Source organism: Vibrio rotiferianus (assembly GCF_002214395.1).
Classification (GTDB): domain Bacteria; phylum Pseudomonadota; class Gammaproteobacteria; order Enterobacterales; family Vibrionaceae; genus Vibrio; species Vibrio rotiferianus.
In genome coordinates this window covers 619027-640177 of sequence record NZ_CP018312.1, presented here as the reverse complement: position 1 = coordinate 640177, position 21151 = coordinate 619027, and the positions used below count along the sequence as shown (strand labels likewise).

23 protein-coding genes are annotated in these 21151 nt (G+C 45.8%); 13 read left to right on the top strand and 10 right to left on the bottom strand.

Features of this window, described 5'->3' with window-relative positions:
• Nucleotides 1–21 precede the first annotated feature (21 nt).
• Together glnD and BSZ04_RS12025 are read left to right on the top strand one after the other, a co-directional pair.
• On the top strand, nt 22–2646 hold the full coding sequence (gene glnD, locus BSZ04_RS12030; protein ID WP_088880473.1) for a bifunctional uridylyltransferase/uridylyl-removing protein GlnD: 2625 nt from the start codon (nt 22–24) through the stop codon (nt 2644–2646).
• Nucleotides 2647–2798: 152 nt separating this feature from the next.
• The gene (locus BSZ04_RS12025; protein WP_010449760.1) at nt 2799–3182 is read left to right on the top strand and encodes a DUF3461 family protein; all 384 of its coding nucleotides are present in this window, start codon (nt 2799–2801) and stop codon (nt 3180–3182) included.
• A gap of 97 nt (nt 3183–3279) precedes the next feature.
• On the opposite strand, the gene truC is transcribed toward BSZ04_RS12025, so the two are convergent.
• Both truC and BSZ04_RS12015 read right to left on the bottom strand, forming a co-directional pair.
• On the bottom strand, nt 3280–4047 hold the full coding sequence (gene truC, locus BSZ04_RS12020; protein ID WP_088880472.1) for a tRNA pseudouridine(65) synthase TruC: 768 nt from the start codon (nt 4045–4047) through the stop codon (nt 3280–3282).
• Nucleotides 4048–4052: 5 nt separating this feature from the next.
• Nucleotides 4053–4367, bottom strand: a complete 315-nt coding sequence (locus tag BSZ04_RS12015; protein ID WP_029561026.1) for a YqcC family protein — start codon at nt 4365–4367, stop codon at nt 4053–4055.
• Nucleotides 4368–4443: 76 nt separating this feature from the next.
• Between BSZ04_RS12015 and BSZ04_RS12010 the strand changes: the two genes are divergently transcribed.
• Together BSZ04_RS12010 and BSZ04_RS12005 are read left to right on the top strand one after the other, a co-directional pair.
• Nucleotides 4444–5481, top strand: a complete 1038-nt coding sequence (locus tag BSZ04_RS12010; RefSeq protein ID WP_045394137.1) for a DUF3549 family protein — start codon at nt 4444–4446, stop codon at nt 5479–5481.
• 13 nt (nt 5482–5494) lie between these two features.
• The gene (locus tag BSZ04_RS12005) at nt 5495–5794 is read left to right on the top strand and encodes a DUF3301 domain-containing protein (RefSeq protein WP_005446190.1); all 300 of its coding nucleotides are present in this window, start codon (nt 5495–5497) and stop codon (nt 5792–5794) included.
• On the opposite strand, the gene BSZ04_RS12000 is transcribed toward BSZ04_RS12005, so the two are convergent.
• Nucleotides 5754–6239, bottom strand: coding sequence for a GNAT family N-acetyltransferase (locus BSZ04_RS12000; RefSeq protein ID WP_162531090.1), 486 nt, complete (start codon nt 6237–6239; stop codon nt 5754–5756). The genes BSZ04_RS12005 and BSZ04_RS12000 overlap by 41 nt on opposite strands.
• Nucleotides 6240–7144: 905 nt before the next feature.
• Between BSZ04_RS12000 and BSZ04_RS11990 the strand changes: the two genes are divergently transcribed.
• The 3 genes from BSZ04_RS11990 to BSZ04_RS11980 all read left to right on the top strand — a co-directional run bounded on the left by BSZ04_RS11990 (nt 7145) and on the right by BSZ04_RS11980 (nt 8699).
• A complete protein-coding gene (locus tag BSZ04_RS11990) occupies nt 7145–7438 on the top strand; it encodes a hypothetical protein (RefSeq protein ID WP_088880470.1) in 294 nt (97 codons plus the stop codon).
• A complete protein-coding gene (locus BSZ04_RS11985; protein ID WP_005436748.1) occupies nt 7435–7878 on the top strand; it encodes a YaiI/YqxD family protein in 444 nt (147 codons plus the stop codon). The genes BSZ04_RS11990 and BSZ04_RS11985 overlap by 4 nt, the downstream gene beginning before the upstream one ends.
• Before the next feature lie 95 nt (nt 7879–7973).
• A complete protein-coding gene (locus BSZ04_RS11980; protein WP_088880469.1) occupies nt 7974–8699 on the top strand; it encodes a MipA/OmpV family protein in 726 nt (241 codons plus the stop codon).
• Between the two features lie 56 nt (nt 8700–8755).
• On the opposite strand, the gene BSZ04_RS11975 is transcribed toward BSZ04_RS11980, so the two are convergent.
• The 3 genes from BSZ04_RS11975 to BSZ04_RS11965 form a co-directional block, all read right to left on the bottom strand.
• The gene (locus BSZ04_RS11975; RefSeq protein WP_088880468.1) at nt 8756–10342 is read right to left on the bottom strand and encodes an AbgT family transporter; all 1587 of its coding nucleotides are present in this window, start codon (nt 10340–10342) and stop codon (nt 8756–8758) included.
• A gap of 228 nt (nt 10343–10570) precedes the next feature.
• Complete coding sequence (ykgO, locus tag BSZ04_RS11970) at nt 10571–10696, bottom strand: type B 50S ribosomal protein L36 (RefSeq protein WP_005380299.1); 126 nt, start codon at nt 10694–10696, stop codon at nt 10571–10573.
• A gap of 3 nt (nt 10697–10699) precedes the next feature.
• Nucleotides 10700–10960, bottom strand: a complete 261-nt coding sequence (locus tag BSZ04_RS11965) for a type B 50S ribosomal protein L31 (protein ID WP_010449792.1) — start codon at nt 10958–10960, stop codon at nt 10700–10702.
• Between the two features lie 122 nt (nt 10961–11082).
• Between BSZ04_RS11965 and tsaA the strand changes: the two genes are divergently transcribed.
• The 5 genes from tsaA (at nt 11083) to BSZ04_RS11940 (ending at nt 14955) form a co-directional block, all read left to right on the top strand.
• Nucleotides 11083–11778 carry a tRNA (N6-threonylcarbamoyladenosine(37)-N6)-methyltransferase TrmO gene (gene tsaA, locus BSZ04_RS11960; RefSeq protein ID WP_088880467.1) on the top strand — a complete coding sequence of 232 codons (696 nt, stop codon included), beginning with the start codon at nt 11083–11085 and terminating at the stop codon, nt 11776–11778.
• A 111-nt stretch (nt 11779–11889) separates the two neighbouring features.
• A complete protein-coding gene (locus BSZ04_RS11955; RefSeq protein ID WP_088880466.1) occupies nt 11890–13605 on the top strand; it encodes a proline--tRNA ligase in 1716 nt (571 codons plus the stop codon).
• Nucleotides 13606–13777: 172 nt separating this feature from the next.
• Nucleotides 13778–14446 carry a tellurite resistance TerB family protein gene (locus BSZ04_RS11950; RefSeq protein WP_010449798.1) on the top strand — a complete coding sequence of 223 codons (669 nt, stop codon included), beginning with the start codon at nt 13778–13780 and terminating at the stop codon, nt 14444–14446.
• Nucleotides 14447–14557: 111 nt separating this feature from the next.
• A complete protein-coding gene (locus BSZ04_RS11945; RefSeq protein WP_010449800.1) occupies nt 14558–14761 on the top strand; it encodes a YaeP family protein in 204 nt (67 codons plus the stop codon).
• Between the two features lie 2 nt (nt 14762–14763).
• Entirely contained in the window at nt 14764–14955 is a 192-nt protein-coding gene (locus BSZ04_RS11940) for a DUF4250 domain-containing protein (protein WP_088880465.1), read from the top strand.
• Between the two features lie 93 nt (nt 14956–15048).
• Here BSZ04_RS11940 and BSZ04_RS11935 read toward each other — a convergent pair whose 3' ends face one another.
• The 3 genes from BSZ04_RS11935 to BSZ04_RS11925 form a co-directional block, all read right to left on the bottom strand.
• Nucleotides 15049–16413 (bottom strand): sodium-dependent transporter, encoded by a 1365-nt coding sequence (locus BSZ04_RS11935; protein ID WP_005436738.1) that lies wholly within the window; start codon nt 16411–16413, stop codon nt 15049–15051.
• Between the two features lie 243 nt (nt 16414–16656).
• The gene (locus BSZ04_RS11930) at nt 16657–17400 is read right to left on the bottom strand and encodes a YggN family protein (protein ID WP_088881591.1); all 744 of its coding nucleotides are present in this window, start codon (nt 17398–17400) and stop codon (nt 16657–16659) included.
• 60 nt (nt 17401–17460) lie between these two features.
• Nucleotides 17461–17940 (bottom strand): GreA/GreB family elongation factor, encoded by a 480-nt coding sequence (locus BSZ04_RS11925; RefSeq protein ID WP_088880464.1) that lies wholly within the window; start codon nt 17938–17940, stop codon nt 17461–17463.
• A 76-nt stretch (nt 17941–18016) separates the two neighbouring features.
• On the opposite strand from BSZ04_RS11925, the gene BSZ04_RS11920 reads away from it, so the two are divergent.
• Nucleotides 18017–19942, top strand: a complete 1926-nt coding sequence (locus BSZ04_RS11920) for a RecQ family ATP-dependent DNA helicase (RefSeq protein ID WP_088880463.1) — start codon at nt 18017–18019, stop codon at nt 19940–19942.
• Here the strand turns inward: BSZ04_RS11920 and dinB are convergent.
• Entirely contained in the window at nt 19939–21003 is a 1065-nt protein-coding gene (dinB, locus tag BSZ04_RS11915; protein WP_082038831.1) for a DNA polymerase IV, read from the bottom strand. The two genes, BSZ04_RS11920 and dinB, sit on opposite strands and share 4 nt — an antisense overlap.
• Between the last annotated feature and the right edge of the window lie 148 nt (nt 21004–21151).

The window sequence follows — 21151 nt, the reverse complement described above, 5'->3', positions numbered from 1 at the left end:
TAGCTTGCACGGATAGCAAATATGACCCTTCAGTCTCCTCTTACGTTTACCGATGAGCAGATCAACATCGGCGTACTTAAGCAAGAACTTGAAAAATTCAGTTCATACCAAAAAGAAGAATTTCTTAATCACCACCCTGTGACTAACCTCGTGTTGTCGCGCGCTGAGTACATGGATTTACTCCTCAATCGTTTATGGCAGCACTTCGGCTTTAAAGAGATCCATAATATTTCATTGGTTGCCGTCGGTGGTTACGGGCGCGGCGAATTACATCCTCTATCTGATATCGACATTTTGATTCTGTCGAACAACAAACTACCAAACGCGCTAGAAGCCAAAATCAGTGAGTTCATTACTCTGTTATGGGACTTACGCCTCGAAGTGGGTCACGCGGTGCGTACTGTCGATGAATGTGCAGAAATCGGCCGAGCGGATTTAACTGTTGCGACCAACCTACAGGAAGCTCGCTTGCTATGTGGTAGCGAAGATACCTTCCAAGCGTTGAAGAAAGTGGTGCTATCCGACTCTTTCTGGCCGAGTGAAACCTTCTACCGCGCGAAGATCCAGGAGCAGCGTGAACGCCATGCTCGCTACCATGACACCACTTACAACCTTGAGCCAGACATCAAATCCACGCCAGGTGGCCTGCGCGACATCCATACTTTAAGCTGGGTAGCACGCCGACACTTTGGTGCAACCTCGTTGCTGGAAATGAGTCGTTACGGTTTTCTGACCGATGCGGAATACCGCGAATTGGTTGAGTGTCAGGATTTCCTATGGCGTGTTCGCTTTGCGTTGCATATTGAGCTGCGTCGTTACGACAACCGCCTAACCTTTGCTCACCAAGCACAAGTCGCTGAACACCTTGGCTACGTTGGAGAGGGTAACCGCGGCGTCGAGATGATGATGAAGGAGTTCTACCGTACCCTTCGTCGCGTGGCAGAGTTGAATAAGATGCTACTCAAGCTCTTCGATCAAGCCATCATTAATGGCGGCGCTTCTGAAGACGCAGAAATCATAGATGAAGATTTCCAACGTCGCGGCGCACTCATCGAGGCACGTAAACCAGCGCTCTTCCAAGCGCGGCCTGAAACCATCTTAGATATGTTCTTGCACATCGCTAACGATTCGAGCATTGAAGGGGTAAGCCCTCCAACTCTGCGCCAGTTACGTACCGCTCGTCGCCGCTTGAACAAGTTCTTGCACACCATGCCAGAAGCACGCGAGAAATTTATGGCACTGTGTCGCCACCCGAATGCACTACACAAGGCGTTCAGCCTTATGCATAAGCTGGGCGTTTTGGCGGCCTACCTTCCGCAATGGAGCCAAATTGTAGGACAGATGCAGTTTGACCTCTTCCATGTGTACACCGTAGATGAACACAGCATAAGGCTACTCAAACACATCAACACTTTCAGCTATGCCGAGAATCACAGTAAACATCCGATTTGCTGCGAAGTTTATCCTCGAATCCAGAAAAAAGAACTACTGATTCTGGCGGCGATTTTCCACGACATAGGTAAAGGCCGCGGCGGTGACCATTCGGTGATCGGTGAAAGTGAGGCATACGATTTCTGTATCGAGCACGGTTTATCTAAACCAGAAGCGAAGTTGGTGAGTTGGTTGGTAAGACATCACCTGTTGATGTCTGTGACGGCACAACGTCGTGATATTTACGATCCAGACGTGATTACCGAGTTCGCCAAGCAAGTTCGTGATGAAGAATACCTTGAGTACCTTGTCTGTCTAACCGTTGCTGATATCTGTGCGACCAACCCAGAGCTTTGGAACAGTTGGAAGCGCACCCTGCTTGCTGAATTATTCTATTCCACCCAACGTGCGCTTCGTCGTGGCTTGGAGAACCCTGTTGACGTGCGCGAACGTATTCGTCACAACCAACAAATGGCGTCGGCTCTGCTGCGTAAAGAAGGCTTCTCTGCTCGGGAAATTGAAGTGCTGTGGCAGCGCTTTAAAGCCGATTACTTTTTGCGTCACACCCATAAGCAAATCGCTTGGCACTGCGAAAACCTACTGCGCATGGAAGACACGAGCAAACCACTGGTTCTGATCAGCAAAAAAGCCACGCGTGGTGGTACCGAAGTGTTCGTCTATAGCCCAGACCAACCTGCGTTGTTTGCTACCGTGGTTGCTGAACTCGACCGTCGCAACTTCAACGTACACGACGCGCAGATCATGACAAGCAAAGATGGCTATGTGCTTGATACCTTTATGGTGCTAGATCAACACGGTAAAGCGATTGAAGAAGGTCGTCACAGCGCAGTCACCAAACACATTACTCACGTACTAGAAGACGGCCGCCCGACAAAGATCAAAACGCGTCGAACACCAAATAAACTGCAGCACTTTAATGTAAAAACCAAAGTCGACTTCCTACCTACTAAGAGCAAAAAGCGTACTTTAATGGAGTTTGTCGCTCTCGATACGCCGGGACTGTTGGCAAAAGTGGGGCGTACATTTGCTGACTTGGGCATTAATCTCCATGCAGCAAAAATTACTACCATTGGTGAACGTGCAGAAGACTTGTTTATTCTGACCAGTGAAACCGGTGGCAGGCTAAGTGAAGAGCAACAGGCCGAACTGCGCGATAAGCTGATAGAGAAACTGTCTGGCCCTGTCTCGGTCTAAGTCAAAACGTACTCTTCATCAACAACTAATGTGGGTAAGGACGATAGCGATCTTGCCCACAAGTTAGGCAATTTGACTAAATATCAGCTATCTAGCTCATAAATTGGCTGCTACAGTTGTATTGACTCCAATTCAATACTCAGAGGTAGCCTATGTATCCACACCTCACTGGTTTGGGCATCCACGATCCAAAACAGATTGAACGTTATTCCCTGCGCCAAGAAGCACATAAAGACGTCCTAAAGATCTACTTCCATAAGCAGAAAGGCGAATTTTTCGCTAAGAGTGTAAAGTTCAAATACCCTCGCCAAGTCAAAAACGTACTGGTAGATAGCGGCAGTCACAAATACAAAGAAGTCACCGAGATCAACCGCAATCTAACGCTGGTTATCGATGAACTGAATAAGATCACCAAACCAGCAAAAACGACTGAAGTGGATGTGAAGGAAAAAATTCTCTCTGATCTTCGTCATCTGGAAAAAGTGGTTTCTAGCAAGATCGCTGAAATCGAAGCGGATCTGGAAAAGCTCAAGTAACCCACTTCATTCCTCAAGATTAAAAAAGGGATTGGTATGTGTACCAACCCCTTTCACATTTACTTCAATAGAACTGAAAGCCTATCAATCGAATCACTTATTTTACCAGTGATTCATCCCACTCAAATCGAGCGAATAGCTGCTGCCAAGTCTCATCGATTTTGGCTTTCATCACGACTTCCTCATCCGTAAATGGATGTACAAAACGTAGCTCTGATGCATGCAGCAATAAACGATGAGAATCAAATTCAGTGCGATACAACTTGTTGTGCTTACCATCACCATGTGTCGTATCACCAACAATAGGATGGCGTAAGTGAGCCATATGACGACGTAGCTGGTGCTTACGGCCTGTCTTCGGCTTCATCTCCATCAAACAGTAACGCGTAGTCGGAAACTTACCTGTGGAATATGGTACTTCTACTTTTGCTAACGGTTTGTACCCCGTTACGGCCTCTTGGGCTTCTTTCTCTTGTGAAGCGAACTTATCGGCGATTTTATCCAGCTCAACTTTTAAGGCGTAGTCAAGCACACCTTCTTCTTCGATCCAGCCGCGAACGATAGCGTGATAGGTTTTCTCCATCTTATGTTCAGCAAACATTGGCATCACTTGCGACGCCACTTCACTGGATAAAGCAAACACAAGCACACCAGAAGTAGGACGATCCAAACGATGCAATGGGAAAACATGCTGACCAATTTGGTCGCGAAGCGTTTGCATCACAAATTGGGTCTCATGCTTATCCAACCAACTGCGATGGACCAGCATACCCGCAGGTTTGTTCACCGCGACAAAGTACTCGTCCTGATAGACGATCTCTAATACAACAGGATCAGCGGATGGTAATGTTTCTTGTTCTGACATTGAGGTTACTTACATAGTTCGTCGATGGTTCGAATAGTCTCAAGCAATTCGCCATAATGGGATTCTTGCTTCCACACTTCTGCAAAATACGGCTCAATAGAAAAGCCACGTGGCAAAGGTTGATTACTTTCCACTAACGCACGCATACGTGCAATAAAAATCCACTGTAGCCACTCATGGGGATGCAGCGTATCAATCGCAAAAGGTTCCGTGCTCTGTAGCGCTTCAGCCGAGGGCATGGTTTGTTGCCATAGCTCATGATGCTGCAATTGCGCTTCAAGTTGTTGAAGTAAGTCGACCAATTGGATGTTTGTTGCCATTAATTCCGTCTCGAACCTTGAATTAGCCGAGAATGATACCATTTCTTGTGAAAAGAACATTAGGATGTCGTATTTAATGGAAAACATTCAAACCCTCACTCAGCTGTTAAACAACAGTCAGTGTGAGTATCAAATCTTCGACCTTGGTCGTCGTATCAAGACCATCGAGCCACAAGTCTTTGCTGATGTGGAAAAAGGTCAATGCCCTTACCCATTCCCAATGCAACGCAAAGCACATTTAGCTATTGCATACTGGAATGAGCAAAAGCAGCCTTGGATTTGGTTCTTGAAGTTCGAGTTGGATGAACGTGGCCTGCTCAAGCAAGCGGATATTGGTAACTTCATTAAATACGTCGTAGAAGCCATGGGCACTCGTTTAAGCGAGGAGATGTCGGAAGAGCAGCAACAAAAGCTTTCCAACAACCCATACACTTTCAAACCTGCGGAAGAAAAGATGGCTGTCTTCCACAGCCAAGTTCGCGCTAACTTGGACTTACCCACCAGCCAGTATTACGAGCACACCCAGCACTACTTTAGCGGTGGTTTAGGATGGGAAAACTGGCAAACGGTTGGTCTGCAAGGCATCACCGATATGGCTGCACGCCTAGGCAAAGAGCAAAATGCCGTCACCTTACGTAAAGCCCTAAATCATTTACCTAATGAACCGCTTTACGCTCTACTTGGCGCATTAGAACATGTTGACCTGCAAGAGCGTTTGGCAGAGCGCATTGCTGAGAAAGCGCTACAAGAAATCGAAAGTAACGAGCCAGACTTATTCTTGCTTTCCGCTTTGATTCGTGCCCTAGCTGGCGCACCAATCGAGGTGTCACAGCCAATCTTAAAAGCGATTTTGCAAAGCCCGCGATTGAGTCACCAAGAAGTGTTGATCGGTATTGCTGGCCGCACGTGGCACTTACTAGGTGATGCTGACATCGCTGAGCAATTTTTGCTGCGACTTGCACAAACTGGGAACCAGGCTCTATTTAATCAATTGTTTGCTGACCTAGTGATGCTACCAGAACTAAGGCTGGTTCTTTTGCCTCTGCTGCACTCTAGCCCATCAGAAGAGCTAGCGACTGCATTGGTAAAACTGCAGCAAGCAACAAAGGGATAATAAAGGATTAGGGATGATCGGTGACCTATTAGCCATTTTAGGACTGTGCTTCTTCTGCTTTTTGTTTTGGCAGCAACGACGTCAATCGGAGTTGGCAAAAGCGGCCATTACGCGTAAATGTGAGCAGTTGGATCTGCAATTGGTGAGTATCGCTTTTGGTGCACATAAACTGAAAACGCCAGACGGAATCTGGCGTTGGCATACAGTGTATCAATTTGAGTTTTCATCCCTTGGTGATGATTGCTACCAAGGAGAGTTGACGATGATCGGATTTAGGCCGCTGAACTTTCACCTACCGCCACATCGTTTGTAAATTCCATTTCAAAGTAAGGGCCGTAAAGGTCTTTACTTTCTCTAGTCTTTGTAAATCCAAGTTTTTCCAATACTGCCGTGGATGCTTTGTGATGGCTGTTCACATTCGCTTTGACTTTGTGTAGCCCAAGTTCACGGCACGCTTTCGGGAAAAACGCCTTTAGCGCTTCTGTCGCTAATCCTTTACCCCAATAAGCTTTATCAAAGATAAATCCCAGCTCTGGTTCATGATCCAGGTTCGAAATGAATACGTGTCCCATGTAATCACGACTGGTACTCTCAAGCACCGCCATGCTGTAGACATTCTCATCATCCAGAATCTTCTCAAACAACTGCTTAGCAGAAGACACCGTATGAGGGCCGTTCATCTCTGCGCGATTTCTAGCGCAACAATTCAACATCACGAACTCTAGTTGCAACGACTCATTGTAGGGTAGAAGAAGCATTCTTCTGGTTACTATGGTCACATCTGTTCCTTGATTACAGCAAACTTAATTTATCCACATAACAATAACTCGTGAGCTATCGATTTGTTATGCGGTACATAACGCCATTTAGAGAAGCCGAAAGTTAAACCAACTGATTGGAAAGGATATTGATCTGGATTGTTTTTTATTCAGTGTTGTAAGGAATTTATAAATAATGTGATATTGACACTTTTAATTATTTTAAGTTATGTAAATGCCAAAATAAGAAAGACCCCGACACTAGCGTATCGGGGTCATAGTCTTACTCGCAGCAGTCCGGCTACTAATTAGTGCTCCATGCATCATCCATAATAGTGGCTGATTCCGTCAGCTTAGTCCTTACGTCGCCGTCCTAGCGGTGTCCTTATCATCCTGATAGCTAACATTCCTCGTTAGCGCGCATCACTTGTTCCTTGAGCGGTGTCCTTTGCATCGTCCTGATGCTGTCCTTACCTCAATCCTATGAGGGGCCATTGTCTTTCCTTAGTCATCAACATCCTATTGATGATTGTATCCTTACAATGTCCTACGCTCCTTGCTTGATCACTCATCCTGAATAATCAAATCGTCGTCCTGACGATGACCAAATCCTTGGTGCTTTCCTGTTCCATGTCTGCTTCCTGCCGACAAGGTTTAATTTACGCTTTTCCCTTTAAATCACAATCTACCCTAGAAAATCTTTTGCTGAAAAACTTAGTTAACAGCATGTTAAAATGATATTTTTCATATACTTATAGCAAAAAAATTCTATTTGGCTGATGACGAAATCGTTTTCTCTCACAACCCGTGTGAGAGATCTCGCACAAGGCACTGCCGAAATTGCTATTCGCTAAAATGTGTAGCGCAAAGTATGATGATATAAGTCATTTTAGTAGGGACAAATTATGTTAACTCAAGACGTCACTAAAGAGCTGGAAGCCGTGATGGAACAGTTGCAACAGCAAGGTAAAGAGCCGACCGTTGCTCTCGTTAAAGCTCGAATGAAAACACCTGTGCCGATGCCAGCATTAATCGCAACCATCAAAAGCTGGAAGAACGCCAACCGTATTCCTAAAGTCGAGGTTGCGGTTCAAACTCCAAAGGAAGAAGATCGCATCACCTCGCTCGAAAACACGGTTGCTCAACTGGTGACTCGCGTTGAAGAACTTGAAGCAAAGCTGAGTGAGAAGACATCATGAAGTTGTGGGTAGATGCGGATGCTTGTCCGAAAGTCATTAGAGAGACAATTGTACGTGCCGCTGAGCGAACTGGTGTTGAATGCACATTTGTAGCGAACCATGTGGTCCCTGTACCCAAGCGTGCCAATATTCACTCTCTGCAAGTACCAGCTGGCTTTGATATTGCCGATAACGAAATCGTACGTCGCGTGGAAGCCAATGACTTAGTGATTACCTCTGACATTCCATTGGCAGACGAAGTGATCAGCAAAGGGGCTCAAGCATTAAGCTCACGAGGCGAGTTATATACGAAAGACACCATTAAAGCGCGTTTGAACATTCGTGACTTTATGGACACCATGCGCTCAAGCGGTATTCAAACAGGCGGCCCTGCGGCTCTGTCTCAAACAGAACGCAGAGAGTTCGCTAACCACCTCGATAGAATCCTTGCTAAGCGTTGATGCTCTCTTCCTCCATCAATGAAATCAGCCTATTGATGAAATAGGATTAGTAAAACTCCGTTCTTTGTTGTTATAACAAAAACGGAGTTTTATTTATGAATACAAGGATCGTCCTTCCCCTCTCACTACTTTTTGTCTCTGCTGGTTCACTTGCCAATCAAGAATCTTTTGGCCTCGTAGGAGGCAGTGTTACCTATGGCGAGAGCGTTTTTTCCGTCAAAGACACACCTCAGCTTGGTGCGACACCTAACTTGTTCTATTCAGGTCCCATTGGCTTTGTTGATGGCAGCTTAGCAAGTTGGCAAGTGTTGCCTTATGTTGGGCTATCAGCCAACTGGCGTTTCACGGAAGTATCCGATACGTTTGCCGATCTGCCAAACGGCATCGAAAGTCGTGATGGCAATGGTGAACTTGGTATTACTTTAGGCACCGTTGGTGCAAGACTGACTTATCTGCATGACGTTACCTCAGAACATAACGGTTACGAAGTTCAACTGCATCTCGGTCGGACGCTAAAAACTTGGCTACCTCCGTTTACCCTCACTCCCTTTCTAGAGGTCGATTATCGAGATAAAAAACTCTCCAACCACCTGTACAGTGTCTCAGCACGAGAAGCGGTAGCATCTGGACTAAGAGAGTTTAAAGCCGATTCTACTTTTGTTTATCAAGCTGGAGTTATTGGTTTGTATGAGTTCACACCATCTTGGATAGGCATTACAAAAGCTGAACTCATTCATCATGATAGTGAGAGCCCTTTGATTCAGCGTGATGTCGGTTGGTCATTTGAAGTCGGTTTAACTTACCGTTTTGCAGGGTTATAAATAGACAAAAGCCTGCGAGAAACGCAGGCTTTGATTAAGCTGAGTGAGGTCGCCAATTAAGGCGTGTAGTACGTTGCCGCACCAGGACCTACTGGTAAACCAAATACGAATACCCATAGGTAGAACAGTACACTCCAACCAACAATGAAGACGATTGAGTAAGGTAGCATGGTCGCGATCAGCGTACCGATACCTAGGTTCTTCATGTAGCGTGTTGCTACCGCAAGGATAAGACCGAAGTAGCTCATCATCGGTGTAATGATGTTCGTCGTTGAGTCACCGATACGGTAAGCCGCCTGAATCGTTTCTGGCGCGTAACCCACCAACATTAGCATAGGAACGAAGATTGGTGCTGTCACAGCCCACTGCGCAGATGCCGAACCAATCATCAAGTTGATGAAACCACACATTAGGATGAAGGCGAAGAACAGCATTGGGCCAGTTAGACCAATTTCTTGCAGGAAGCTTGCACCCGCTACCGCGAATACTTGGCCAAAGTTTGTCCACTTGAAGAAGGCAACAAATTGAGCCGCAAAGAATACCAAAACAATGTACATGCCCATTGAAGACATTGACTTCGACATTGCATCAATCACATCGCGATCATTTTTCATAGTGCCAACAACGCGACCGTAAACAAAACCCGGAACTGCGAAGAAAACAAAGATGAACGCAACAATACTCTTCAGGAATGGAGAGCCTGCAACCGTGCCTGCGTCAGAGCGCAGAACACCGTCAGCTGGAACGATAGTCCAAGCCAGTAGCGCAGAAACCGCCAGTACCGCAATACCTGCTAGTTTTAGACCTTTCTTCTCTTCGTCAGTCAGACCACCCATTTTATCTTGAGATAGATCTTCTGCCGCTTCTTCATCATTGTATTTGCCAAGTTTTGGCTCAACGATCTTCTCAGTAACAAATGCACCGGTAATCGCGATAAAGAAGGTAGAAACAAACATGAAGTACCAGTTTACTTCTGGGCCTACTGTGTAAGTTGGGTCAATCATCTGCGCTGCTGTTTCAGTGATACCTGAAAGCAGTGGGTCAACCGTACCAATCAGTAGGTTTGCGGAGTAACCACCAGATACACCAGCAAACGCAGCCGCTAGGCCAGCAAGTGGGTGACGACCTAGAGAGTGGAACAGCATTGCTGCCAGTGGGATCAGTACCACGTAGCCAAGTTCAGAAGCCGTGTTTGAAATGATACCAGCGAAAACTACCGTTACCGTAACCATGCGCTGAGAAGCGCCCATTACTAGGCCACGCATTGCAGCAGAAAGTAGTCCAGAATGTTCTGCAATGGCAACACCCAGCATCGCCACCAGTACGGTACCTAACGGTGCGAAGCCTACGAAGTTTTTCACTAGATTAGTAACAATCAGTTGTAAGCCTTCTGCGTTTAACAGACTAACGACTTGAATCATGCCATCGGCAGCGCGACCAGGAGCACCTTCAGGGCGAGGGTCAACTACGGAAACTTCGAAGTAACCAGCAATGCCAGACATGACTAGGATTGCAAGACAGAAAATAGCGAAAAGTGTGATTGGGTGGGGTAATAGGTTCCCCAAATATTCAACTGTATCTAAGAAGCGCGTGAACATTGGCTTCTTTGGCGAGTTTTGTTTCATTGAAGCAGATGAACTCATCTGTTCCCTCCTTGTATGTATTCCTGCGCATATGTAACAAAAATGTCACTAAGCATGCGCAGGGTACTCGACACAAGGGTTAAGTGAAAGTTCAAAACGTTACAGAATGTAACCAATAGTCGAACTAATGACCTATAATGGATAAAAATATAGTTATATCATCCACGTATAGATCATAAATCAGAATTATAAGTAAGCAGATTCCATAAATTCTCACGATATTTATGGTTATTTCTGCACCGCCTTAAACCGTGGATTCGTTTTGCAAATCACGTATAAACGCCCTCTCCTCTTGACGATTTGACAGTCAGGATGACGGCTTTTTGCACTCTTCAATGATTTAACCACTTTCATCTCTTAATCCTTATCTTTGCCAAATTGACCAAAACGACGATTGAAGTTTGCAATACGACCTTCCGCTTGAACCACACGTTGTTTGCCTGTGTAAAACGGATGGGACGCTGACGAAACGTCTAACGTGAAATATGGGTAAGTTTTGCCATCTTTCCATTCGATAGTTCGGTCGGTTTGCAACGTTGAACCAACCACAAAATATTCGTCTACGCTGGTGTCGTGAAATACCACAGGTCGGTATTTGGGGTGGATACCTGGCTTCATAAAAATAGTCCTTTCGATTAATTGTTATGTTATAACATTTTAATTAATAATCATTCTCAACAAGAAAAGCAAGCAAAATTTATGATACTTTTCTTCTCAAACCTTTCATCAAGACGCAAACCATGTATTCCATAGAGCCAATTGGCATTATTGAAAGCCCGTATAAAGAGAAGTTCGCTGTTCCTCGCCAGCCACGTTTAGTACCCGCAGCGCGATCACGCGTCAAACTTCAAGGCGCAGCAAATAGCCCGGAAGCCGTGCGCGGATTGGAGCAGTTTTCTCATGTTTGGTTGTTGTTTTTGTTTGATCAGAATTTAGAAGCCGGATGGAAACCAACTGTGCGCCCACCTCGCTTGGGCGGTAACGAACGTATTGGCGTGTTTGCTTCACGCTCAACCTTCCGCCCCAACGGCATTGGTATGTCTGCTGTAAAAGTCAAAGGCATCAGTAAAAAAGGCGATCAGATCTATTTAGATCTTGGCAACGTAGACTTGGTTGATGGCACACCGATTGTCGATATCAAACCATACATCCCCTACTCGGATTCGATTAGAGAAGCACAAGGCGGTTATGCCGAAGAAGAGCCTGAAACATCGCAGGTCGAATTCTCTGATATTGCACTGGCAACACTCGAAAAGCATAACGATACTGAGTATGTAAAAACAGTTCTCGAGCAAGTTCTGGCACAAGATCCTCGTCCGGCTTACAAGAAAAACAAGCCTGACAGCAAGGAATATGCGGTAAATTTGTTCGATTTAAACGTCAAGTTCACGGTTAGCGATAACTTAATAACAGTTACTGCGATTGAAAGCTTTTGACAAAGGCATTTGGCTGATATTATAGGCGGCTAACAATTTTCCCCTCGTGGGACCTTCATACTCCTGCCCATTCTGGCTTGAGTATCTAACTTTAATAAACGGATAAATTTAATGCGTACCAGTAATTATCTTCTTTCTACTCTGAAGGAGACTCCAAACGACGCAGAAGTAGTGAGCCACCAGCTCATGCTACGCGCGGGTATGATCCGTAAGCTGGCTTCAGGTCTATACACCTGGCTGCCTACTGGTCTACGTGTGCTGCGTAAAGTCGAAAACATCGTTCGTCAAGAAATCGACAATGCAGGTGCAGTCGAAACTTTGATGCCCGTTGTTCAGCCGTTTGAACTATGGGAAGAGACAGGTCGTTCTGAGAAGATGGGTCCTGAGCTACTTCGCTTTACTGACCGTCATACTCGTCCGTTTGTTCTTAGCCCTACAGCTGAAGAAGTGATCACTAGCCTTGTGCGTAACGAAGTGAGCTCTTACAAACAGCTTCCGCTAAACCTGTACCAAATCCAGACTAAATTCCGCGATGAGCGTCGCCCACGTTTCGGTGTAATGCGTGCACGTGAATTCTGCATGATGGATGCATACAGCTTCGACATCGACAAAGAAGGTCTAGAGAAATCTTACCAAGCGATGCACGATGCTTACTGTAAAGCATTCGATCGCATGGGCCTTGAGTACCGTCCAGTACTTGCTGACTCTGGCGCTATCGGTGGTAGCGGCTCTCAGGAGTTCCACGTACTTGCTGAAAGCGGCGAAGACCTAATCGCATTCTCTACTGAGTCTGATTACGCAGCGAACATCGAAAAAGCAGAAGCGGCAGCGCCTGCAGGTGAGCGTGCTGAGCCAACTCAAGAGATGATGCTGGTTGATACGCCAAACGCAAAAACTATTGCGGAACTTGTAGAGCAGCACGGTCTACCAATCGAGAAGACGGTTAAAACTCTATTCGTTAAAGCGTCTGATGAAATAGATGCTGACATCATCGCTCTTATCGTTCGTGGTGACCACGAGCTAAACGAAGTGAAAGCAGAAAACCTACCTCAAGTTGCTTCTCCACTAGAGATGGCAACAGAAGAGGAAATGCGTGCACTGATCGGTGCTGGCGCTGGTTCTCTAGGCCCTGTTGGTCTTGAACTGCCATTCATCGTTGACCGCTCTGTTGCTGCAATGAGCGACTTCGGCGCGGGTGCAAACATCGATGGTAAACACTACTTCGGTATCAACTGGGGTCGTGACGTAGAACTAGGCCAAGTTGAAGACCTACGTAACGTAGTAGAAGGCGATCCAAGCCCATGTGGTCAAGGTACGCTAATGCTTAAGCGTGGTATCGAAGTTGGTCACATCTTCCAACTAGGTAATGTTTACTCTCAAGCGATGAACTGTGGTGTTCTTGGTCCTGACGGTAAAAACGTAATCCTAGAAATGGGTTGTTACGGTATCGGTGTATCACGTGTTGTTGCTTCTGCAATCGAGCAAAACCACGACAAATACGGCATCATCTGGCCAGACGCACTAGCGCCTTTCCAAGTGGCTATCGTACCAATGAACATGCACAAGTCAGAAGAAGTGAAAGAAGCGGCTGAGAAGCTGTACGCTGAACTGACGGCTATGGGTATCGAAGTACTATTCGATGACCGTAAAGAGCGCCCAGGCGTAATGTTCTCTGATATGGAACTTATCGGTATTCCTCACACTATCGTGATCGGTGATCGTTCAATGAAAGAAGGTAACTTCGAGTACAAGAACCGCCGCTCTGGTGAGAAGACAGCCGTTGCAATGGCAGACATCGTTGAGCACGTTAAAGCTCAGCTACAATAAGCTGCACTAAGCACACTGTGCTGAGTATATAGCGATGAAAAGGGTTGGCTTCGGTCAGCCCTTTTTTACGTCTGTTTTTTAAGCCTGTTGGCCCTCTCTAATATTAGCGCTGTTAATCTTTGGTTCAGATTCATCACCTTACACTGAATTCAATCTAGTAAGGAGGTCACTCATGGATCTAAAAAGTCTTCTTAACCAAGCTCTCAAATCAGACCTGCTCAAGCAAGGTACCGATGCGCTTGGTAAACAATCGAGCAATATCAAATCTTCATCTAATTCTAGCCAACTAAAAACTCTTGGAGCAGGTGCGATCGGCGGCGGCCTTATCGGCATGCTAATGGGTTCGAAGAAAAGCAAAAAGATGGCAAAGAAGATGGGCTCTGGCGCACTCAAAGTCGGGGGCGCGGCAGCATTAGGCGCTTTGGCTTACAAAGTTTACAACGATTGGCAAGCAAAGCAGGATACACAAGGCGTCACCGAAACCTTCAATCCAGATGACAACAAACACGCGAAACTGATTCTCAAAGCCATGATTGGCGCTGCAAAAGCAGATGGGCATGTCGATGAAGAAGAAATGGCTCGCATCGAGCAAGCGCTAACAGAAATGGGCGCAGACGATCATGTAAGACAGTTGGTTCATCAAGAGCTGCATAAACCTCTCGATCCAACAGAAATCGCGCGCTTAGCAACGTCGCCACAACAAGCATCAGAAATTTATCTGGCGTCACTGATTGTGGCCGATGAGCAAAATTTTATGGAAAAAGCTTACTTACAAGAGCTTGCGAAACAGCTCAACCTTTCTCCAGAGGTCACGCATCAATTGGAAGCACAATTACAGTGATGAATGTTTGTTCAACTTGCCTATGAATTTGAGCCAAAACAACTCTCTGCTTTGAGTTTCAAAACGGCTATGTGTATATTGAGATAAGTTATCATTTAGTGGAAAGAAAACATGCAAGTATACGGCTGTTGTGATTTGGTTCGTGAGCTTTACGCTCAAATCGGTAGTGGCGATCAAGCTTACATTCCTCAAGCAATTTCATGCGCAGTAAAAGCACTAAACGACGTTGCTGCAGACGAGTCACTGCCTAAAGATGTTCGCGAAAAAGCAGCATTTGCTGCGGCAAACCTACTGATCTCTGATTTCGAGGACTAGCAATGAATCTGGCGAACTTTGAATCGATGGATACAATCATGCTGATGAGCATCGTCAACATGAAGCTACGTGACGACTTCGGTGGTGATCTGGATAAACTGGTTGCATTCTTTGATATCGACCGCGCAGCACTTGAAGCAAAGCTGGCAACGGCGGGTTTTGACTTTCTGCCTGACGCTGGTCAGTTTCGTTAATCGTTCATCGCGACGGGCAACGTAAACATCGAATAGAAAAAAGGGCTTGATGCATTCATCAAGCCCTTTTCTTTTGTGCTTTGCGTAAGTCGATTAGCCGAACGAAGCCCAGATAACTGTCGCTACTAGAATCGGACAAACAAACTTCACGTATGCTGGCCACAACTTACCAAACCAACCTTGAGTGAACTCAGGGCAACCTTGTTCAAGCTCTTTGATTTTCGAATGACGGTTCCATACCCAACCACCAAATAGACAGAACAGTAGCGCCGCCATTGGCTGTAGGTATTGCGTTGCGATGGTCGCAACCATGCCAAACAGTGCGCCGAAGTTAAATACAATAACCACACTGAACAGCGCAATCAGTCCACCTAATACCCAGCTTGTCGTGCTGCGTTTAGTGTTGAATCGCTCACCTACCAGTGCAACTGGACATTCCAGCATCGAGATAGATGAAGTCAGTGCTGCAATCGTCAGTAGTAAGAAGAAAACGATTGAGAACAGTTGGCCAAGCAAGCCTAAGCTATCAAACATCAGCGGAAGAACAGTAAATACCAAAGTGTCTGAACTTAATAGCGAACCATCTTCTGCATAGATTTGAACGCCTTTTTGCATCGCAACGAACATTGCTGGCATCACTACTAGACCAGCAATAAAGGCAACCGCGGTATCTACCATAGTCACGTTCATCGCCATCTTAGGCAGGTTCTCTTTCTTGCTCAGGTAGGAGCCGTAAATAAGCATCGAACAACCACCAATCGTTAGCGAGAAGAAACCTTGTCCCATTGCTGCAAGGATAAGTTTGCGATCCCATACTTTCTCGAAATCAGGTACCAGGTAGTGCTTCAAACCTTCCATCGCACCATTTTGCGTCATGATGTAGATGAACAGCAAACCAAACAGAACAAACAGTGCTGGCATTAGACGTGTAGACCACTTCTCAATGCCCTGCTTCACGCCGCCTTGTACGATCAAAATGGTTAATACATAAAATGTAATCGTACCAAACAAGTTGCGTTCAACGCTGAAGCCTTTCAACCATTGTGTCGCCGCTTCCATGCCCATGATGTCGGTAACCGCGCCCAACATAAAGCAGATCAACCAACCGCCTACAATCGAGTAAAACGCCAAAACCGCACTTGGCACGCTTAGGCCAATCCAACCAACTAGGCCGCCAAGCTTCTTGCCCACTGGGTTGTCTGTTAGAGAGCGCATACTGTCGACTGGGTTGGCTTGACCATGACGACCAATCGCCATTTCAACCACCAGCATTGGGAATGCAACGATAAGAATCATCACCAAGTACACCAACAAGAAGGCGCCGCCGCCGTTGCTTGCTGCTTGGGTAGGAAAGCCCCAAATGTTACCTAGACCCACCGCGGCACCAGCTGCCGCTAAGATGAAACCAAGGCGTGAACCAAAATGCTCACGAGGCTGAGAAGAAGTTTGTTGCGTCATACCACTCACACAAATATCAATGAACTAGCTAACTAGTACACTATAGCAATATCATCTTCTCAACAAGAGCGATTAGGTTAATTACTCGACAGTTAGAACAATTAGTAGATATTCAGTTTGTAAATTTCTACGTACAACAATAAACGACTAAAAAACAAAAAGGGCCGTTGATGACTCAACGACCCTTTTTATAAGTCTTGGTGGGTACAGATTAGCGCGCTATTCCACCACTTCCCAAACTTCTTATATTGTGAAGACTTGGTAATCTTTCAGCTCTGGGATCTTCTTCAGTAGGTCTTGTTCTTCACCCGCCATATCATCCAGAGATTCACACAAATCTTCCGCTTGTTTTTCTACGTCTTTCGAATGTTCTGCTAGGCGCTCTTGTACCTTAGCTTGCAGTTCGGCCATGCTTTCAGACAGCGCAGTTAGGTTCAAACCACCGTCTTCTTTCATCTTGGCAGACAATGCATCAAATGCACTGGTTAGGAATTCTTTGTTAAAGATTTCTTGTGCTTTTTCGAAGTCTTGTGACCATGATTCAGTCATCGAATCAAAGCTATCAGCAGGCAGAATAAAATCACCATCTTTGTAATAACGCGCTTCCACATCGGCAAAGAAGTCTTTTACTGCGACTTTCACGTTATCAAATGAATCTGGCGCATCAAGGCTAACCGCGATGTCATCTATAATGTCGTTTGCCAATGCTAAGCCATCACTTGCCAACTGTTTTGCTTGCGGAATGTAAGCATTCATCTTCTCGCGGTAATTCTCGATGGCCGCTTTCTGATCATCATCAAGCTCGATCAGCTCGCCTTTGATAAACAGGTTATTGTCTTCGTCGACAACCGCTTTTTCACCATTGGTATGCACGATTTCTAAGTTCTGACCATCCATACGAACTTCGTTGTTAATATCGACGCGACACTGGGCTGCATAGCCACTGGCGCTGATGGTCAACAATGAGAGTGTGAGCAGTTTCTTCATTACTTTCTCTTTTTTCATGGTTATTCTGTTTAACTATAACAAGCAACTATGGATAAGATGTCAGCAAACCGTCACGACTTCATAACAAGTTGTTTTATCACCAATTTTTACATCAATCTCTTCCCCCTCTTCTTTGCCGACCAAGGCACAACCAAGGGGGGATTTCGGCGTGAGAACAAACACTTCTTTGCCTTGCCATTCAACGGTTAGTCCACCGGAGCAAGGGCCAATAAAGAAGGCTTTTTCAACATCATTCTCGTCCACTAATTCCACATAAGCACCAACCGAAATACATGCATCGTAAAAATCACGCAGCACAAGAGTGCGGTACTGGCGAAGCTCTTCTTCACTCTCTTGTACACGCATTGCTTGCCCGTGTGCCAGATATGACGCCTCAAGCGCTAATGTGTCGTACTTGTGCTCAGGTACGGTCTCTTCATCGGTCGCAGCGTCAATAGCTCTTTGCGTCGAGGCATGAGCAACTTGCAGTTTATCTTCGAGTTGTTGAATGATTATTTGGACTAAATCGACTTTGTTCATACTTTTAGGGCGCGCGTTTGGCACTCAGGGTGTGTTAATGTAGCCCAGTTTATCATCAAACCAAGGTTTCCCTATTATGCAAAGTGACTCGCTTCAGCAAACGCTTCAATCCGTGTTCGGGTTTGACTCATTAAGATCCGGCCAACAACCGGTGATTGAAGCAGTAATGAACGGACACTCAGCCGCTGCCATCTTCCCAACTGGCTCAGGGAAATCGCTTTGCTACCAACTTCCTGCTACTCAGTTACCACACCTGACGTTGGTGATTTCACCGCTTCTTGCATTAATGAAAGACCAACTAAGCTTCTTACAAAGCAGAGGCATTGCTGCGGCATCTATCGACAGTAGCCAAAGCCGTGAAGAAGCACAGCAGGTGATGGCTGGTGTGAAGAATGGACATATCAAGATTTTGATGATCTCGGTGGAGCGACTCAAGAACGAACGTTTTCGCGAGTTCATTCGTCAAATTCCGCTTTCTCTAATGGTGGTCGACGAAGCGCACTGTATCTCAGAATGGGGTCATAACTTCCGTCCTGACTACCTTAAACTGCCGCAATACCAACGTGAACTGAATATTCCGCAAACCCTGTTGCTAACCGCAACAGCAACGCCTGCGGTTATTGAAGACATGCAAAGCAAGTTTAATATCGCTGACGAGAATATTACGGTTACTGGTTTCTATCGCTCTAATCTCGATATTTCTGTGGTGCCTTGCGAGGAAGAAAATAAGCAAACACAGCTGAATGACATCATTACTGCGGCCCCTAAACTGCCGAGTATCGTGTACGTAACTCAACAGCAAACCGCAGAGCAAGTTGCTAGCTCACTGATTCGTTTAGGCATCAATGCTCATGCTTACCACGCAGGTATGAAAAGCGACATACGCGAGAAAATCCAACAGCAGTTTATGGACTCACAAATCGACTGCATTGTCGCCACAATCGCGTTTGGTATGGGGGTAGATAAATCCGACATTCGTCGTGTTATTCACTTCGATTTACCGAAATCTATCGAAAACTACGCACAAGAAATCGGGCGCGCTGGACGAGATGGGCAGCGCTCGGAGTGTATTCTTTTGGGGAATACTTCTGGCTTAACAGTATTAGAGAACTTTGTTTACGGTGACACGCCAGAGCCAAGCTCAATCAATTATGTATTAGAACAAATTCGCGAGAACACGCCTCAGTGGGAAGTGATGGCGCTACGCTTATCTCGCGACAGCAATATTCGCCAACTGCCACTAAAGACCTTGTTGGTTTACCTAGAGTTGGCAAAAGTGATTGAAGCCAAATACAGCTATTTCGCGGAATATCGCTTCAAGTTCTTACAAGACCAATCTTTTATCCTCAATCAGTTCCAAGGTGAACGACGTCAGTTTGTTGAAGCTATTTTTGCTTGTTCAACCAAAGCGAAAGTGTGGTGCCAAGTGGATTTAGAAGCCTTGTGGGTGAACTATCAATCTGAGCGTAGTCGTGTAGTTGCGGCGCTTGATTACTTCCACCAAAACGGTTGGATTGAATTAGAAAGCAAACAGCTCACGGATGTGTATTCGGTTCTCCCTGCGACTCAAAATCAAGAAGCGATTTCTCAGCATTTGGCTGAGCTGTTCCAATCCAAAGAACAGAAAGACATTGAACGAATTCATACTATGTTGAATCTGTTCCAATCATCGGACTGCTTGAGCTATCAGTTAGCGCATTATTTTGCTGATCACAATGCACCAACGCAATGTGGCCACTGTTCTGTGTGTCGTGGACAAGTCGCATCATTCCCTCAGCCACAACAAGTACAACCTGAGTTGACTCACCTATCCGCTTGGGTTGATGAATTTGTCCAACTTTCACCAACGGTGATTAGCAATGCCGCTGTGGCGCGCTTCCTGTGTGGGATCAGCACGCCAATCATTGCTCAGCTTAAAGCCAGCAAACTGCGAGGCTATGGTTCAATGGCGAATGTCTCTTTTGCACTGGTACTAAAGCAGGTTGAGTTAGCACGAGCTTAGAAGAAACTCAATTGACGCGCTTGTTGTTCAGGCTTGAGCATCACACTCAGGCCTAACAGCCTTATTTCTCGGCCGTTTTGGCGCTTGAGAATGTCTCTTAGCAGCACTTTGAAGTCTTCGAGTTCAAGTTGAGGATGAATGTGCTCGATCGTTGTGAGTTGAAAATCAGCAAACTTGAGCTTGATCCCCTGCTTGATGATCGATTTATCTGGGCTGGCTTTCTCTAAACGTCTCTCCAGTTCAGGGTACAACTTGTCTTCAATCACCTTCCAGCACTCATCATAAGTAGCAATGTTTTCGCTAAACGTACGCTCTACCCCAACCGATTTACGTTCGCGCTCGACCACCACTTCGCGATCATCAATGCCATGGCTACGCTTCCACAAGGACGCACCTTGGCGCCCAAATTGGCGCAACAGCTCACGGTAATCACTGTTTTTGATGTCTTCACATAGGTAGAAGCCTGCTTGGTGTAGTTTCTCCAAACTGACTTTGCCAACACCGGGAATCTTTTCTAGCGGTAGTTTATCCACCACTTCTTGAACCTTCTCTGGCGGAATCACAAACTGACCATTAGGCTTATTCATATCAGAGGCGACTTTGGCGAGAAACTTAATCGGCGCAATACCGGCAGATGCCGTTAATCCCAACTCAGAGTATATGTCGTTGCGAATTGACTCAGCGATTAAGGTCGCAGAGCCTCGGCACATCTTAGAATCAGTCACATCCAAATAAGCTTCATCGAGAGACAGCGGTTCTATTAGCGGGGTATATCGCTCAAAAATGGCGCGTATCTGTTGGGAAACTTGTTTATAGACGTGCATTCTACCGGGAACCACGAGTAAGTTCGGGCATAACTGGAGCGCACGCGCTGTTGGCATCGCACTACGAACACCAAATTTGCGCGCTTCATAATTACACGTACTGATCACCCCACGTTGTTTCTCATGACCGCCGACAGCAAGAGCCGTCCCTCGGTAACTTGGGTTGTCACGCATTTCTACAGCGGCGTAAAAGCAATCCATATCAACGTGAATGATTTTTCTTACTCGTTCTTGCACGATCTACACACAAATAACACTGTTTAAAAAAACAGTATAGCGATAAATAGGCGCATTTAAAATAGTGTTATCTGGAGCCAGAGCCAAGAATTTTTTCATGGTAATCACCCCACTTTCTATTATTATTGAGCTCTATAACATTAAAAGT